The following is a 16220-nucleotide window of genomic DNA, read 5'->3' as shown; positions in this document are numbered from 1 at the left end:
CGGCCTGGAACGGCCTGCCGGGCTTCGGCGTATCGGGCGTCATGACCTGAGAATGCGGGATTTTCCCGAGGCCGACCGCAAATGCCGGGAAATCTGTGGAGAAACGGTTCCGCCGCTTCCGGGCTGTGGACAACTCGATCGCCGCGCACCGCCCCGGACTTCGGCTCGCGTAATGTCGAAGACGTGCGGAGCGGGACGAGCACGAGGGACGCAATCAGGTCCGCTTTCCCGCTGTTTCGCGCCGGGCGGATATTCCGCCGGCGCCACGAGTCATAGGTTCTGGGTTTCCGCTTGCACTGGTCGCATGTCCCGACTGCTTCCATCACCTGCGCAGCGAAAGAACGGGGAATCACCCATGCCCGCCACACCCGCACGCGTCCGCCGGCGCCGCCTTGCCTCCGCCGCGGTGGGCCTCGCACTCGCCTCCCTGGCCGCCGCGACCGCCTGCGATCCGGAGTCACCGCCCAAGGGCGGGAGTTCGTCGGCCCCTGCGCCTTCCGGCAGTGCGCGCCCGACCGCCACCGGCACCTCCGGCGGCGGCACCACCGTTCCCACCGGCGGCCCTTCGTCGCCGGCCGGCACCACCGCGCCCGCCACGCCGCCTGCGTCCACTCCGGCGCCCGGCACCCCGCCTGCCGCATCGGGCCCGCTGCCCTTCGACATGCCGGGCACCGCGGCCCTGCGGTCCTCGCCCAAGAAGGTGTTCGCGCACTACTTCACGCCGTACCCGATCTCGCTCAACAACGCGCAGGGCGCCGACGACTACTACACCAAGCACTACCTCAACCCGGCAGGCGAGAACGGCAAGCACCAGCCGTACGGAGGGCTGCTGCGCGACCGCCCGGTGCCGCGGGCGCCGCTGCCCGGCGACTGGGAACTGCAGGACATGGAGACCGAAGTCCGCACCGCGGTCTCCGCGGGGATCGACGGCTTCACGGTGGACCTGCTCAACCTCGCGCCGGGGACACCGCACCGCAAGCGCGTCGAACTGCTCGTGAAGGCGGCGGAACGAGTCGACCCCGGCTTCCGGATCGTGCTCATGCCGGACATGACCGCGACGCAGGTGAAGGGACTGGACCCGGCCGGCCTCGCGGCCGCGCTGGCGGGTCTGGCCGGGTCCAAGTCCGTGCAGACGCTGGGCGACGGGCGCTTGGTGGTCTCGCCGTTCAAGGCCGAGGAGCGCCCGGCGCAGTGGTGGCGGGACTTCATGGCCGCGATGGAGGCGAACCACGGCAAGAAGGTCGCCCTGGTCCCGGTGTTCCTCAATCTCGGGGCCAATGCGGACGCGTTCGCGCCGATCAGCCACGGCTTCTCCGTCTGGGGGAACCGCAGTCCGAAGGCCCAGGCGGGGATAGCCGGTGATGCGGCCAAGGCGCACGGGCTCGGCAAGATCTGGATGCAGCCGGTATCGGTGCAGGACGAGCGGCCGAATCAGGGAATCTTCGACGAGGCCGGCAACACCGAGAATCTCCGGGCCACCTGGCAGGGTGCGATCGACAAGGGTGCCGACTGGGTGCAGCTCACCACCTGGAACGACTATTCGGAAGGAACGCAGTTCGCGCCCTCCGTCCATAACGGCCGTGTCTACCTGGATATATCCGCGTACTACCTGACGTGGTTCAAGACCGGAAAGCAGCCGGCCGTCGTGCGGGACGTCATATACCTGACGCACCGCAAGCAATTCGCCGCGACCCGGCCCGGCGCGGCAGGCCAGACCAAGTTCATGGCACCGCGCGGCGGCAGCACGCCACCCCGCGACACCGCCGAGGTCCTGGCCTTCCTGACCGCACCGGCCGCGATACGTGCGCAGTCCGGCACTCAGGTCCGCGACGTCCAGGCCCCGGCCGGCCCGAGTGCCCATCTGGTGCCGCTCGGTTACGGCGCGCAGACCGCGACCGCGACCCGGGGCACGGCGGCGGTCGCGACCGTGACATCACCCTTTCCGCTGACGCAGAACACGTCCATACAAGACCTCCAATATGTGGCGGCCGGCAGCGCGCGCCCGTGACGCAGGCCTGCTCGCGGGGGTGCGGGAGCGTGGTTGGCCGCCTGGTCGCCGGGTCCCGTACACTTCCGACAGCGGCCCGGACCTCCGGGTCGACTTCGCACGCCCACCTACGGGTCCTCCGGCGCTCTGCCGGTCACGTCGTGACCAGCAAAGATCCGATGTCGGATCCGGTGGGACACCTCTCGGTCCGGGAGTCCATCCCGGCGCGGTGTCACGGGCGTCAGGCGCGCCGGCACCCGCCGGTGCGGACAACCGAGCAGGCCCCGGGCAAGTTCGCGGGGCGTACCACGAGGAGCACGGCCATGGCCGTCGTCACGATGCGGGAGCTGCTGGAGAGCGGCGTCCACTTCGGGCACCAGACCCGCCGTTGGAACCCGAAGATGAAGCGCTTCATCTTCACGGAGCGCAACGGCATCTACATCATCGACCTCATCCAGTCGCTGGGTTACATCGACCGGGCCTACGAGTTCGTCAAGGAGACGGTCGCGCACGGCGGCACCGTCCTCTTCGTCGGTACGAAGAAGCAGGCCCAGGAGGCCATCGCCGAGCAGGCGACCCGGGTCGGGATGCCCTACGTCAACCAGCGCTGGCTGGGCGGCATGCTCACCAACTTCTCGACGGTCCACAAGCGCCTGCAGCGCCTGAAGGAGCTCGAGGAGATCGACTTCGACGACGTGGCCGGCTCGGGCATGACGAAGAAGGAACTCCTCGTCCTCAAGCGCGAGAAGGACAAGCTCGACAAGACCCTCGGCGGCATCCGCGACATGCAGCGCGTGCCCTCCGCGGTGTGGATCGTCGACACCAAGAAGGAGCACATCGGCGTCGGCGAGGCCCGGAAGCTCAACATCCCGGTCGTCGCGATCCTCGACACCAACTGCGACCCGGACGAGGTCGACTACAAGATCCCGGGCAACGACGACGCGATCCGCTCCGTCACGCTGCTGACCCGCGTGATCGCCGACGCCGTCGCCGAGGGCCTCATGGCCCGCGCCGGTGCGTCGCAGGCCGACGTGAAGGCCCCCGAGGTCGCCGCCGGCGAGCCGCTCGCCGAGTGGGAGCTCGAGCAGCTGCAGGGCGAGAAGAAGGCCGACGACGCCGAGGCGCCCGCCGCCGAGGCTCCGGTCGCCGAGGCCGCGGCCGAGGCCGAGGTCCAGGAGTCGGCCGAGACCGAGAAGGTCGCCGAGTCCGAGCAGTCCTGACGCCGTAATGCGGGGGGTACGCCGGGAATCCGAGCGTGCCCCTCGCATTCGTGCGGGCTGTGTCCGTGCCGGTGTTCCCGGCAGCCGGCAGGCGTCCGCGCGAATCCGCAAGAACCCACCGCGAGACGACACGCGAGAAGAAGAGATCTGACATGGCGAACTTCACCGCCGCGGACGTCAAGAAGCTCCGCGAGCTCACCGCCGCCGGCATGATGGACTGCAAGAAGGCCCTCGAAGAGGCGAACGGCGACCTGGACAAGGCCGTCGAGATCCTGCGCGTCAAGGGCCAGAAGGGCGTCACCAAGCGCGAGGGCCGCTCGGCCTCCAACGGTGCCGTCGTCGCCGTCCTCGACGGCAACAAGTCCGGCGTCCTCGTCGAGCTCAAGTGCGAGACCGACTTCGTCGCCAAGGGCGACAAGTTCATCGCCGTCGCCGACGCGATCGCCAACCACGTCGCCGCGACCTCCCCGGCCGACCTCGACGCCCTGCTGGCGAGCGAGATCGAGGCCGGCAAGACCGTCCAGGTGTACGTGGACGAGGCCAACGCCACGCTCGGCGAGAAGATCGTGCTGGACCGCTTCGCGCAGTTCGCCGACGGTTTCGTCGCCGCGTACCTGCACAAGACCAGCCCGGACCTGCCCCCGCAGATCGGCGTGCTGGTCGAGCTCTCCGGCGACAACGCCGAGGTCGCCAAGGACATCGCGCAGCACATCGCCGCGTTCGCGCCGACCTACCTGAGCCGCGAGGACGTCCCGGCCGAGATCGTCGAGAACGAGCGCCGCGTCGCCGAGGCCACCGCCCGCGAGGAGGGCAAGCCGGAGGCCGCGCTCGCCCGCATCGTCGAGGGCCGCGTGACGGGCTTCTACAAGGAGAACGTCGTCCTCGAGCAGTCCTCCGCGAAGGACAGCAAGAAGACCGTCCAGAAGGTCCTGGACGAGGCCGGCGTGACCCTGAAGCGCTTCGCGCGCATCAAGGTCGGCGTCTGACCGACCCCGACGCGGGGCCGGTCGTCCGGTCGGCCCCGCTTCGCTTGCCACACCGGCACCACCAGCGGTGAACAGGCGTACCGGGCCGGCACGCCGAGCCCCGTACGCCGGGAAGACGAGGAGGCCACTTCCGTGGAGGGACCCGTGCAGGAAACCGAAACGGGGGCGGCCCCTTCGTCGTCCGCCGACGTGACCGACCCGGCGGCGTACCGGCGCCGGGTGCTGCTGAAGCTCTCCGGCGAGGCGTTCGCCGGCGGCGGCGGCCTCGGTGTCGACCCCGACGTGGTGCAGGGCATCGCCCGCCAGATCGCCGACGTGGTCCGACTGGGCACCGAGGTCGCGATCGTGATCGGCGGCGGCAACTTCTTCCGCGGCGCCGAGCTCCAGGTGCGCGGCATGGACCGCGCCCGGTCCGACTACATGGGCATGCTGGGCACCGTCATGAACTGCCTGGCGCTCCAGGACTTCCTCGAGAAGCTCGGCATCGACACGCGCGTGCAGACCGCGATCACCATGGGCCAGGTCGCGGAGCCGTACATTCCGCGCCGCGCCATCCGGCACCTGGAGAAGGGCCGCGTGGTGATCTTCGGTGCGGGTATGGGCATGCCGTACTTCTCCACCGACACCACCGCCGCACAGCGGGCCCTGGAGATCGACGCGTCGGCCATCCTGATGGCCAAGGGCGTGGACGGCGTGTACGACTCCGACCCGAAGACCAACCCCGACGCGGTCCTGTTCGACAGCCTGGACCACGCCGAGGTGCTCGCCCGCGAGCTGAAGGTCGCCGACGCCACGGCCATCAGCCTGTGCATGGACAACCGACTGCCGATCGTCGTGTTCAACCTGCTGGTCGAGGGCAACATCGCCCGGGCCGTGCGGGGTGAGAAGATCGGCACCCTGATCAGCCGCACCAACGGCTGATCCACGGCGACACCGGACCGGGACAGGAGCCGAGACGTGATCGATGAAATCCTCCTCGAGGCCGAGGAGAAGATGGAGAAGGCCGTTACGGTCGCCAAGGAGGACTTCTCGGCGATCCGCACCGGGCGGGCCACCCCGGCGATGTTCAACAAGATCGTCGTCGACTACTACGGTGCGATGACCCCGGTGAACCAGCTGGCCTCGTTCACCGTGCCCGAGCCGCGCATGGTGCTCATCACGCCCTTCGACAAGGGCTCCACCAACGCGGTCATCAAGGCCATCCGCGACTCGGACCTGGGTGTCAACCCGACCGACGACGGCAAGGTCATCCGCGTGGTGTTCCCGCAGCTCACCGAGGAGCGCCGCAAGGAGTTCATCAAGGTGGCCCGCGGCAAGGCCGAGGACTCCCGCATCTCCATCCGCAGCGTGCGCCGCAAGGCCAAGGAGACGCTCGACAAGCTCGTCAAGGACGGCGAGTCGGGCGAGGACGACGTGCGCCGCGCGGAGAAGGAGCTGGACGACGTCACCCACCGCTACGTGGTCCAGGTGGACGAGCTGCTGAAGCACAAGGAAGCCGAGCTGCTCGAGGTCTGATGAACAACTCCACCTGGGGCGGTGCGCCGGAGCCCGAGCGGCACGTCGCCGACCCGTTCGAACCGTACGACCCGTGGGCGGGCCAGGCCGTGCAGGCGCCGGGTCCGCACCCGGCGCAGGATGCGGACGCGCTGCGCACCCAGGTGATACCGGCCATGCCCGCCGACCTGGCGGGCCTGGCCGAACTGGCCGAGCAGGCCGGTCCGGCAGGCCGGCCTGCCGGATTCGGCTCCGGTTCCACCCGGGCGCAGCAGCACCCGGACACCGCCGACGGGGTACATCTCCACGGTGGTACGACCCAGACCGGCGGTGCCCCGTACTTCGGTGCCCCCGACGACGAGGCGGACGGCGATGGCGGGCACACGGCGTACCTGCCCGTCGCCGACCCCGGCGTGCGCCCGGCCCCGGCCGCCCAGGAGCGGCCGGTGACCGGCGACCACGGGAACGGCACCGCGCAGCCGCAGCAGCCGAAGAAGAGCCGGGCGGGCCGCAACCTGCCCGCCGCGATCGGCGTGGCGCTGCTGCTCGGCGGGGCGATCGTCGGGTCGCTGCTGACCGTCCCGGTGATCTTCGTCGGCATCGTGCTGGCCGCGGTCCTGGTGGGCCTGTGGGAGTTCTCCGGTGCGCTGGGCCGGGCGCGGACCGCGCCGGGCGGCCCCGGGCCGGTGCGCCTGCCGCTGATCCCGCTCGCGGTCGGTGCGGTCGCGATGCTGATCGCGGCGTACGAGCGCGGCCCCGAGGGGCTGGGCATCGCCACGGCGCTGACCGCGCTCGCGGTGATGGTCTGGCGGATGACCGAGGGCCCCGAGGATTACCTCAGAGACATGGCCACGGGCGTCTTCGCCGCGTTCTACCTGCCGTTCCTGGCCGGTTTCGCGGTGCTGATGCTGGCCGCGGACGACGGGGCCAAGCGGGTCCTGGCGTTCATGATCGTGGTGGTCTGCAGCGACACCGGTGCGTACGCCGCGGGTGTCGCGTTCGGCAAGCACAAGATGGCGCCGAAGATCAGCCCGGGGAAGACCTGGGAGGGCTTCGCGGGCGCGGTCGCGACCTGTGCGGTGGCCGGTGCCCTGTGCCTGACGCTGCTGCTGGACGGCCAGTGGTGGCAGGGCGCGCTGCTGGGGGCCGCGGTCGCGGCGACCGCGGCGCTGGGCGACCTGGTCGAGTCGATGATCAAGCGCGACCTCGGCGTCAAGGACATGGGCGACCTGCTCCCCGGGCACGGCGGCCTGATGGACCGGCTGGACTCGCTGCTGGCCTCCGCGCCGGTGGTCTGGCTGCTCCTGGAGCTCTACCTCTAGCCGCGCAGCATCGGCTGCACCGGCAGCACGTACAGAACCGCGGACCGCGCAACCAGCCCGCACACGGAACCTCGAAGCCCGGCAGGCCCCCCGGCCCGCCGGGCTTCGCCGCGTACCGGGCACCCGTCCGGACCTGAGACACTGGACAGATCATGCCCAAGCCTGGAGAGCTCACCTTCGTCGCCCCGCGCCGCGCCAAGCCGCCGCGCCACCTTGCCGACCTCTCGCCCGCCGAGCGCCGCGAAGCGGTGGCCGCCCTGGGCGAGAAGCCGTTCCGGGCCGGGCAGCTGTCCCGGCACTACTTCACCCGGCTCGCGGACGACCCCGCGCAGTGGACCGACATGCCGCCCGCGCTGCGCGAGCGGCTGGCCGGCGAGCTGATGCCGGAGCTGATGACGTCGGTGCGGGACATCTCGTGCGACGGCGGCGCCACCCGCAAGTCGCTGTGGAAGCTGTTCGACGGCACGCTCGTCGAGTCGGTCCTGATGCGCTACCCGGACCGCGCCACGATCTGCGTCTCCTCGCAGGCCGGCTGCGGCATGAACTGCCCGTTCTGCGCGACCGGCCAGGCCGGCCTGACCCGCAACCTGTCGACCGCGGAGATCGTCGAGCAGATCGTCGCGGGCGCCCGCGCGCTGCACCGCGGCGAGGTCCCGGGCGGACCGGGCCGGGTCAGCAACATCGTCTTCATGGGCATGGGCGAGCCGCTGGCGAACTACAAGGCGGTCATCGGCGCGGTGCGCCGCATCACCGACCCGTCGCCGGACGGCCTGGGCATCTCGCAGCGCTCGGTCACGATGTCCACGGTCGGCCTGGTGCCGGCCATCGACAAGCTGACCGACGAGGGCCTCAACGTCACGCTCGCGGTGTCGCTGCACGCGCCCGACGACGAGCTGCGCGACACGCTCGTGCCGGTCAACACCCGCTGGCCGGTGCGCGAGGTCCTGGAGGCCGCGTGGCGCTACGAGGCCCGCACCGGCCGCCGCGTGTCGATCGAGTACGCGCTGATCAAGGACATCAACGACCACGCCTGGCGGGCCGACCGGCTCGGCAAGCTGCTGCGCAACCACAACGCGCACGTGAACCTGATCCCGCTCAACCCGACCCCGGGTTCCAAGTGGACCGCGTCCACGCAGGAGCGCCAGGACGACTTCGTGCGGCTCCTGGAAGCGCACGGCGTCCCGGTGACGGTACGCGACACCCGGGGCCGCGACATCGACGGCGCCTGCGGCCAGCTCGCCGCCGCCGAGGGCTGAGCGCGCGCGATCCGATGGGGCTGCGCGGCTCGCCCGCGCGATCCGGCCAACCGCCCGGACGCTTATCGCCCTCTTAGGTCCGATCGGGGAAAGTGGAGTCAGTGCCGCCGCATTGCGGGCCTCCGCAACCCCCGTACGGAGCTCTGCAGGCGGCGGCACGACCAGGCCGCCCGTCAGCAGGATGCGGGCCCGGCCCGGCGATGAAAGCGTCCCGGGGCAGTGCGTGGCCCCCGGAGGCGACAACACGACCGGGCCGTCGCGGAAGGGGACGCCGCGGCGGTCCGGCAGTGTTGCAGCAAAAGCCCGGACCGTGTCAGACGGTCCGGGCTTTTCCGCGTGTCGGTCGGCTACTGGGCCGGCGGCAGGGCCGCGGCCGTCGGCCGTCCCCAGCCCGTCACCCCGTCGCGGCCCAGCCGCCGGGTGACCCCGGCGGTGGCAAGCGCCACCGCGGCCGCCAGTACCAGCGCGAAGGTCAGCCCCGCGGAGACCGCCTGCTCGGACACCGGCACCGACGGATGGTGCCCGCCGACCTCCAGCGGCCAGGTGGCGACCACGCCGAGCGTGGCCGCGCCGCCCCACGCGACGCCGATGGGCAGCAGCACCGCGAGCGCGCGCGTGCTGCGCTCGACCCACGGCCCGGCGCCCAGGATGTAGAGGGTGCGGGCCGCGTCCTTGCGCTCGTGCGCGTTCTCCACCAGCACCGCGAGCAGCCCCGCGGCTGCGCTGATGGTCGCCGCGGTGACCAGCGCCAGCAGCGGCAGGTCGCCGGCCGCGGCACCCGGGCCGGGGGCCCGCAGCGTGCGCGAGGTGACCAGCAGCGTGGTGCTGGCGGCCAGCAGGCCGAGCGGTACGGCCAAAGCGACGGTGTCCGCCTCCATGCGCCGGGCCGCGCACAGCAGCGCCGGGTGCCGGGTATAGGCCAGGACCGACCGGGCGGCCCGGTGCACCAGCCACGGCACCGACAGCCCGGCCCCGGCCACCACCATCGCGAAGCCGAGCGCGGCCAGCGGATGGACCATGCCGAGGCCGCCGGGCAGTTCGACCGGCCCGGTGATCGCGTGCGGCAGCACCTCCGCGACCAGCCCGGCCCCGATCAGGGCCGGTCCGGCGATGCCGACCGTGTGCGCGGACGGCAGCAGCCGCGGCAGCGCCGTGCGCTCCGGTCCGGGCAGGACCGACGTGGACGCCACCACGGTCGCCAGCGGCACCACACCGAGGACGAACGCCAGTCCGAGCAGCGGGACTTCCGTGCCGACCGCGAGCACGTCGCCGATCACCCCGCTGCCCGGCAGATCGCTTTCGAACACGGCCCGGGCGATCAAGTGCGCCTGGAGGCCGCCGACCGCACCCAGGGAGCCTGCCAACGCCGCCTCGGTGGCCGCCAGTTCGCGCACCTGGCAGGGCTCCGAGCCGGGTCCGACCAGGAGTTCGGTACGCGCCGCCCGGGCCGATGCGGTCAGCCGGGACCCGACCGCGGCGAGCTGCGCGGTGACGCCGAGCACCAGCAGGCCCGCGAACAGCGGCCGGAGCGGCCCACCGCCGCGCCCGGCCGCCGCGTACGCCATCACGCACAGCAGCAGCACGGTCCCGACGGCCGCGACGCACGCGGTGCCGAGGAGCCTGATGTGGTCCGCGCGCGAATTCCCGCGCAGATTCCCGAGCACGATCCGGATCACGTGGCCCTCCGGCCGTCGTCAGGCGTCGGCACGCACCGGGGCGGGGCGTCCGTCGCGGAGTTCGAGCTGCCGGTCGGCGTGCACCGCGACCTTGGGGTCGTCGGTGGCCAGCACGAGCGCGATGCCGTGCGAGCGGGACGCGGTGACCAGGATGCGCATCAGATGGTCCAGTTCGGCGCCTTCGAGGCCCAGGGCGGGCTCGTCGGCGAACACCACGTCCGGCCGGGCCACCAGGGCCCGGGCCACCGCGGCGCGGCGCAGCAGCGCGACCGGGAGCCCGTGCGGCCGCCGGTCGGCCTGGTCGAGTACGTCGAGGCGCCCCATCCAGTGCCGGGCCGCGGCGAACGCCGAGTCGCGCGCAGCGGGTTCGAGTAGCAGCGGCAGCGCGACGTTCTCCAGCACGGTGAGTTCGGGCATGAGCCGGGCCCGCCCGTCCATCATCCCGAAGTGCGTGCGGCGCAGTTCGGCCCGGGCGCGGCCGCCGAGGGTGTGCAGCGGGCGGCTGTTGAACCACACCTGCCCGGCGTCCGGGGCGAGCACCCCGGACAGCACCGCGACGAGCGCCGACTTCCCGGCGCCCGGCGGGCCGGTGACCGCGAACGTCTCGTCGGCCCGCACGCCCACCGAGAGGCGGCGCAGGATCGTGGCGGGTCCGCGCGTGACGGTGACGTCCTGGGCGCGCAGCACGTCGTTGTCGGGATTGCGGGTGCCGTCCTCGTCGGTGGCGAATCCGGTGCCGGGGGTGTGCGGCACCGCATCCTCGGAACCCGCAGACCGGGTCGACCGCGTCGAACGAGGCGAACGAGGCGAAAGAGCCGACCGGGGTGAAAGGGCCATATCGATACCTCCGGGACAGGACTGTCCGCCCCCGTACCGTCCAGTGCAACGAGCCGCGCCGATGAGAGGGCACGGCCGGGCCCGCTACTGCTCCGCGCGAGTGGAAAAGTCCACGGACGAGTGACCCCGGCAGCCCGAACGGCCGGACCGCCCGTGGACAGCCGCGCGGAACCCGTCCGTCCCGCCCGGGGCGGCCGGCCGTGCCCCGGTCAGCCTCCGGTCCGCCCCTGCCCGCCCCCTGTCCGCACCCTCCCCGCCATCCGTGATTCGGCCTCTTGTGCCTGGTCACCTCCGGTTCCTGCGGCGATGATGGCGATTCAGGGCCCGTGCGGGGCGCGGGCCGGGGGTTCACGGAGGGCGGGGCACATCCATGCACACGATCGACTGGCTCGATCTGCCGAACCAGGTCAACGCACGGGACGTCGGCGGACTGCCGGTCGCGGGCGGCGGACGGACCCGCTCGGGCGTCCTGATGCGCTGCGAGACGCCGGACCTGCTCACCCCGGAATCCGTGGTGCGGCTGCACACCGCCTACGGGGTGCGGCACGTCTTCGACCTGAGGTCGCACGGCGAGGGGCTGGAGCGGGCCGAGTGGGCTGGACTGACCCGGCACCACCTGCCGCTGCTCGGCCGCCGCGCGGGCGAGGCCGCGGATGCCGCGGCGCGCGAGGTCGGCGACATCTCGGCCGGCCAGGTCGACGTCGCGGACGGCGAAGAGGGCTTCGACCTGGGCGACGTCGACGTCTACGGGGCCGGCCGGCTCTACCTGCGGATGGCCGAACGCGGCCGCGAGTCCTTCGCGCGCGCCCTCGAACTCCTCACCGACGACGACTCCGGCCCGACGATCGTGCACTGCACGGCCGGCAAGGACCGCACCGGCATCCTCGTCGCGATGCTGCTGCTCCTGGTCGACGTCGACCGCGACGCGATCGTCGCCGACTACTCCGCGACGCAGACCAATCTCGTCGAGATGTTCCGGCGCATCGACGAACTCCCGCGCCAGCCCCGCCTCAAGCCGGGTGCGCCCGCCTCCGCCGCACTGCGCGACGCGGCTCCGCAGTCGATGGAGACGTTCCTCGACGGGCTGGCCGAACGCTACGGCACCGCCGCCGAGTTCTTCCTCAAGGCCGGTGCGCAGCCGGTCTGGATCGAGCGCTGGCGCGAGCGCTTCCTGGACGCCTGACCGCGCGACGCCGCCCGGACGCGACTGCGGGGCGCGTGCGCATGCACCCGCCCCGCAAGTCCGTTCTGCATGCCGCTGCCCACGGGGGCCTCAGTGCCCGAGGAACCGCCCGAACGCGCCCGCCAGCCGCGAGTCCTTCCCGGTGCGCTGCTCCTCGCCGTCCGCCGCCGACATCACCCGCAGCCCGACGTTCGTGCCGAGCCAGCGCAGCGGTTCCGGCTCCCAGCGCGGCGAGCGGTGCTGCACCCAGGGCAGCCGGGTCAGGTCGGTGTACCGGTCGCGGACCAGGTCGGCCAGGGTGCGCCCGGCCAGGTTCGCGGTGCCGACGCCGTCGCCGACATACCCGCCCGCCCACGCCAACTTGCGCGACCGGTCCAGGCCGCAGCTCGCGAACCAGTCGCGCGGCACGCCGAGCGCACCGCCCCAGGCGTGCGTGAACTTCGCGTCGCCGAGCGCCGGGAACAGCTCCCGGAGCACCTTGCGCAGCTCGCCGAACACGCGCTCGTCGCGGTCGTATTCGGCCTTGATGCCGGACCCGAAGTGGTACGGCGCGCCGCGGCCGCCGAACGCCAGCCGCCCGTCCGCGGTGCGCTGCCCGTAGATGATCAGGTGGCGCAGGTCGGTGAACGTCTCGCGCGCGGCCAGCCCCACCTCGTCCCAGAAGCTGTCCGGGAGCGGCTCGGTGGCCACCATGAGCGAGTACACCGGCACCAGGTCCCGCCGGAATCCCGGGAGTTCGGGGGTGTAGCCCTCGGTGGCCCGCACCACGACCTCGGCGCGTACGGTCCCGTACGGGGTGACCGCCCGGCCGTCCTCGATCAGCGTGACCGGGGTGCCTTCGTAGATGGCCACGCCGCGCCGCTCGACCGCCGCGGCCAGCCCGCGGGCCAGCTTGGCGGGCTGGATGGCCGCGCAGTGCGGGGTGTAGATGCCGCCGAGCACGTCGGTGGCGCCGACCCGGGCGCGGGCCTCGTCGGCGAGCATGAGCCGGATGTCGTCGTCGCCGAAGCCCCAGGACTGCTCGTCCTGGACCGCGGCGTAGGCGCGCCGCATCTGGACGTGCGTGCGGGCCAGCATCATCATGCCGCCCTTGGCGAAGTCGCAGTCGATGCCCTCGGCTTCGACGACCCGGCCGACCTCGTCGACGGTGGCGTTCATGGCCCGCTGCTGGGCGACGGCGCGTTCGCGCGTGCTGGTCCGGGCCACCTTGGCGAGGCTGGCCGGGAACAGGTTGGAGCACCAGCCGCCGTTGCGGCCGGAGGCGCCGAAGCCGGCGAACTCGCGCTCCAGGACCGCGATCCGCAGCGTGGGGTCGGCCTCGGCGAGGTAGTACGCGGTCCACAGGCCGGTGTAGCCGGCCCCGACGATCGCCACGTCCACGTCGAGGTCGCCGGCGAGGGCGGGCCGCGGCGCGACCTCTTCGCCGAGCGTGTCGAACCACAGGGACAGATCGCGGTAGCCGCTCACCGGCGCCACGTCCTCACGTAATCGGGGACCGGCAGCTCGAAGCGCAGGTCGGGGGCGGGGACCGGGTCGCAGTAGGTCTCCGCGAGCGGGACCACACCGGCCCAGACTTCGGTGTCGAGGTCGTCCTCGTCGTCGTCCGGGACTCCGGCGGATATCTTCACCGAGGCCTCGTCGAGCGGCAGCGCGAGGACGAGTGTCGCGGCCAGTTCCTTGTTCTTGTGCGCGCGCAGCTCGGCCCGGCGGCCCGGCATGAGGTGGTCGGTGAGCAGGTCCAGCGCGGCGGTCTTCGCCTCGCCGTCCACGACCTCGCAGGTGCCGAGCACCATCGCGCAGCGGTAGTTCATCGACGACTCGAACGCCGAGCGGGCCACCACCAGGCCGTCGAGGAGCGTCACGGTCAGGCAGGTGGGCGCCCCGGCGGCCAGCGAGCGGAACAGCCGGCTGCCGGTCGAGCCGTGGATCAGGACGCGGTCGCCGTCGCGGGCGTAGGCGACCGGCAGGACGTACGGGCGCCCTTGGTCGTCGGCGACCGAGAGGTGCCCGACGAGCCCGGCGTCCAGGACGCGGTGCAGGACCTCGCGGTCGGTGACGGCCTTGTCGGGCAGGCGGCGGACGCGGGTGCGGTCGGTGGAACCGGGTGCGGGCAGTGCCAAGGGTCCGTGCTTTCTCGAGCGGGTGGAGAAGCGGTGCAGCGGATGCGGCGGGACGAGCTTAGGTCGTGGCGCGGACTGCCAAGATCGTTTGGGACGGGAAGCGCCGGGACCCGGCCCGGATACGCGAATGTGCCGCCGGCGCGCTCGGGGCGCACCGACGACACATTCGTGAGGGTTCGTCAGTAGTGGTTCTGGGTGCTGCCCGGGCGGCACCGGGATCCCGACGATCGGATCCCGGTGCGCGGCCGGCCGGAGCCGGCGGTCTGCCGGATCAGAGCTTGGTCCACGCCTCGGTGAGGACGGAGCGCAGGATCTGCTCGATCTCGTCGAACGTGCCCTGGTCCGAGATCAGCGGCGGGGACAGCTGGATGACCGGGTCGCCGCGGTCGTCGGCGCGGCAGTACAGGCCGGCGTCGAAGAGCGCCTTCGACAGGAAGCCGTACAGGACGCGCTCGATCTCGTCGTCGTTGAAGGTCTCCTTGGAGGCCTTGTCCTTGACGAGCTCGATGCCGTAGAAGTACCCGTTGCCGCGGACGTCGCCGACGATGGGCAGGTCGAGCAGCTTCTGCAGGGTGGCGAGGAACTTGCCCTCGTTGTCCAGCACGTGCTGGTTCAGGCCCTCGCGCTCGAAGATGTCCAGGTTGGCCAGCGCGACCGCCGACGAGACCGGGTGGCCGCCGAAGGTGTAGCCGTGCAGGAACATCTCCTCGCCCTTGTAGAAGGGCTCGGCGAGCTTGTCGGACACGATCATCGCGCCGATCGGGGAGTAGCCCGAGGTCATGCCCTTGGCGCAGGTGATGATGTCCGGCACGTAGCCGAACTTCTCGCAGCCGAACATGGTGCCCAGGCGGCCGAAGGCGCAGATGACCTCGTCCGACACCATGAGGACGTCGTACTTGTCGCAGATCTCGCGCACGCGCTGGAAGTATCCGGGCGGCGGCGGGAAGCAGCCGCCGGCGTTCTGCACCGGCTCGAGGAAGACCGCGGCGACGGTCTCGGGGCCCTCGTTGAGGATCTGGACCTCGATCTGGTCCGCGGCCCAGCGGCCGAAGGCCTCCGGGGAGGCGTCCGCGAGGAAGGCCGGCGCGCGGTAGATGTTGGTGTTCGGCACCCGGAAGGTGGACGGCACCAGCGGCTCGTACGGGGCCTTCAGGCCCGGCAGGCCGGTGATCGACAGGGCGCCCTGCGGGGTGCCGTGGTAAGCCGTGGAGCGCGACAGCACCTTGTGCTTGGTCGGCATGCCCTTGAGCTTGAAGTAGTGCTTGGCCAGCTTCCACGCGGACTCGACGGCCTCGCCGCCGCCGGTGGTGAAGAAGACCTTGTTCAGGTCGCCGGGCGCGTAATTGGCGATGCGCTCGGCCAGCTCGATCGCCTTCGGGTGGGCGTAGCTCCACACCGGGAAGAAGGCCAGCTCCTCGGCCTGCTTGCGCGCGACCTCGGCCAGTTCGGCGCGGCCGTGGCCGGCCTGCACCACGAACAGGCCGGCGAGGCCGTCGATGTACTTGCGGCCGTTGGCGTCCCAGATGTGGACGCCCTCACCGCGGACGATCGTCGGAACGGGCGCGTTCTCGTACGACGACATGCGGGTGAAGTGCATCCACAGGTGGTCGTACGCCTTCTTCGACATAGCGGCGGTGTCGAGCTGTTCTGTCATCGAGTACCCCATGTGTAGGTCTGCTTCCGGAGCTTGAGGTAGACGAAGCTCTCGGTGCTCCGTACTCCGGGGATCGCTCGGATCCTCTTGTTGATGATCTCGAGCAGGTGGTCGTCGTCCTCGCAGACGAGCTCGGCGATCAGGTCGAACGAACCAGCCGTGATGACGACGTAGTCCACCTCGTCCATGGTCGCAAGGATGTCCGCAACCGGCTCGATATCGCCCTCGACGCGCATGCCGACCATCGCCTGCCGGTGGTAGCCCACGGTGAGCGGGTCGGTGACCGCGACGATCTGCATGACGCCCTGGTCGAGCAGGCGCTGCACGCGCTGGCGCACCGCTGCCTCGGACAGGCCCACGGCCTTCCCGATGGCGGCGTACGAGCGGCGTCCGTCCTCCTGGAGCTGCTCGATGATCGCCATGGACACGGAGTCCAGCGATCCGCCCGGGTTCCTGTCTCGACTGGCCACGGCGTCACTCTGCCT

At 71.7% G+C, this 16220-nt stretch carries 14 protein-coding genes; 8 read left to right on the top strand and 6 right to left on the bottom strand.

Annotated elements, in window-relative coordinates:
• Positions 1–355 precede the first annotated feature (355 nt).
• The 7 genes from LZ495_RS25650 (at position 356) to rlmN (ending at position 8265) form a co-directional block, all read left to right on the top strand.
• On the top strand, positions 356–2008 hold the full coding sequence (locus LZ495_RS25650; RefSeq protein ID WP_235055248.1) for a glycoside hydrolase family 71 protein: 1653 nt from the start codon (positions 356–358) through the stop codon (positions 2006–2008).
• A gap of 302 nt (positions 2009–2310) precedes the next feature.
• On the top strand, positions 2311–3207 hold the full coding sequence (gene rpsB, locus LZ495_RS25645; protein WP_235055247.1) for a 30S ribosomal protein S2: 897 nt from the start codon (positions 2311–2313) through the stop codon (positions 3205–3207).
• A gap of 152 nt (positions 3208–3359) precedes the next feature.
• Complete coding sequence (gene tsf, locus LZ495_RS25640) at positions 3360–4193, top strand: translation elongation factor Ts (RefSeq protein WP_235055246.1); 834 nt, start codon at positions 3360–3362, stop codon at positions 4191–4193.
• Between the two features lie 189 nt (positions 4194–4382).
• A complete protein-coding gene (pyrH, locus tag LZ495_RS25635) occupies positions 4383–5114 on the top strand; it encodes a UMP kinase (protein ID WP_235055348.1) in 732 nt (243 codons plus the stop codon).
• A gap of 36 nt (positions 5115–5150) precedes the next feature.
• Positions 5151–5708, top strand: coding sequence for a ribosome recycling factor (frr, locus tag LZ495_RS25630; RefSeq protein WP_235055245.1), 558 nt, complete (start codon positions 5151–5153; stop codon positions 5706–5708).
• Positions 5709–6079: 371 nt separating this feature from the next.
• On the top strand, positions 6080–7009 hold the full coding sequence (locus LZ495_RS25625) for a phosphatidate cytidylyltransferase (protein WP_372498649.1): 930 nt from the start codon (positions 6080–6082) through the stop codon (positions 7007–7009).
• Between the two features lie 152 nt (positions 7010–7161).
• Positions 7162–8265, top strand: coding sequence for a dual-specificity RNA methyltransferase RlmN (gene rlmN / locus LZ495_RS25620; protein ID WP_235055244.1), 1104 nt, complete (start codon positions 7162–7164; stop codon positions 8263–8265).
• 347 nt (positions 8266–8612) lie between these two features.
• Here rlmN and LZ495_RS25615 read toward each other — a convergent pair whose 3' ends face one another.
• Together LZ495_RS25615 and LZ495_RS25610 are read right to left on the bottom strand one after the other, a co-directional pair.
• Entirely contained in the window at positions 8613–9941 is a 1329-nt protein-coding gene (locus tag LZ495_RS25615) for a hypothetical protein (protein ID WP_235055243.1), read from the bottom strand.
• Positions 9942–9959: 18 nt separating this feature from the next.
• Positions 9960–10694 carry an ATP-binding cassette domain-containing protein gene (locus LZ495_RS25610; RefSeq protein ID WP_235055242.1) on the bottom strand — a complete coding sequence of 245 codons (735 nt, stop codon included), beginning with the start codon at positions 10692–10694 and terminating at the stop codon, positions 9960–9962.
• Between the two features lie 454 nt (positions 10695–11148).
• Between LZ495_RS25610 and LZ495_RS25605 the strand changes: the two genes are divergently transcribed.
• Positions 11149–11961, top strand: a complete 813-nt coding sequence (locus tag LZ495_RS25605) for a tyrosine-protein phosphatase (RefSeq protein ID WP_235055241.1) — start codon at positions 11149–11151, stop codon at positions 11959–11961.
• A gap of 90 nt (positions 11962–12051) precedes the next feature.
• Here the strand turns inward: LZ495_RS25605 and LZ495_RS25600 are convergent, their stop codons facing one another.
• The 4 genes from LZ495_RS25600 to LZ495_RS25585 form a co-directional block, all read right to left on the bottom strand.
• Positions 12052–13437: an NAD(P)/FAD-dependent oxidoreductase gene (locus tag LZ495_RS25600; protein WP_235055240.1), complete on the bottom strand. Its 1386-nt coding sequence runs from the start codon at positions 13435–13437 to the stop codon at positions 12052–12054.
• Positions 13425–14081, bottom strand: coding sequence for a pyridoxamine 5'-phosphate oxidase family protein (locus LZ495_RS25595; protein WP_308268644.1), 657 nt, complete (start codon positions 14079–14081; stop codon positions 13425–13427). Before LZ495_RS25595 ends, LZ495_RS25600 begins: the two co-directional genes overlap by 13 nt.
• 271 nt (positions 14082–14352) lie before the next feature.
• Positions 14353–15735, bottom strand: a complete 1383-nt coding sequence (locus LZ495_RS25590) for an aspartate aminotransferase family protein (protein ID WP_235055239.1) — start codon at positions 15733–15735, stop codon at positions 14353–14355.
• The gene (locus tag LZ495_RS25585; RefSeq protein ID WP_308268643.1) at positions 15732–16205 is read right to left on the bottom strand and encodes an Lrp/AsnC family transcriptional regulator; all 474 of its coding nucleotides are present in this window, start codon (positions 16203–16205) and stop codon (positions 15732–15734) included. The genes LZ495_RS25590 and LZ495_RS25585 overlap by 4 nt, the downstream gene beginning before the upstream one ends.
• Between the last annotated feature and the right edge of the window lie 15 nt (positions 16206–16220).

Origin of the sequence: Yinghuangia soli, from assembly GCF_021502675.1 — a bacterium.
In the GTDB taxonomy this organism is placed as follows: Bacteria; Actinomycetota; Actinomycetes; order Streptomycetales; family Streptomycetaceae; genus Yinghuangia; species Yinghuangia soli.
This window is presented reverse-complemented; position numbering and strand designations above follow the sequence as displayed.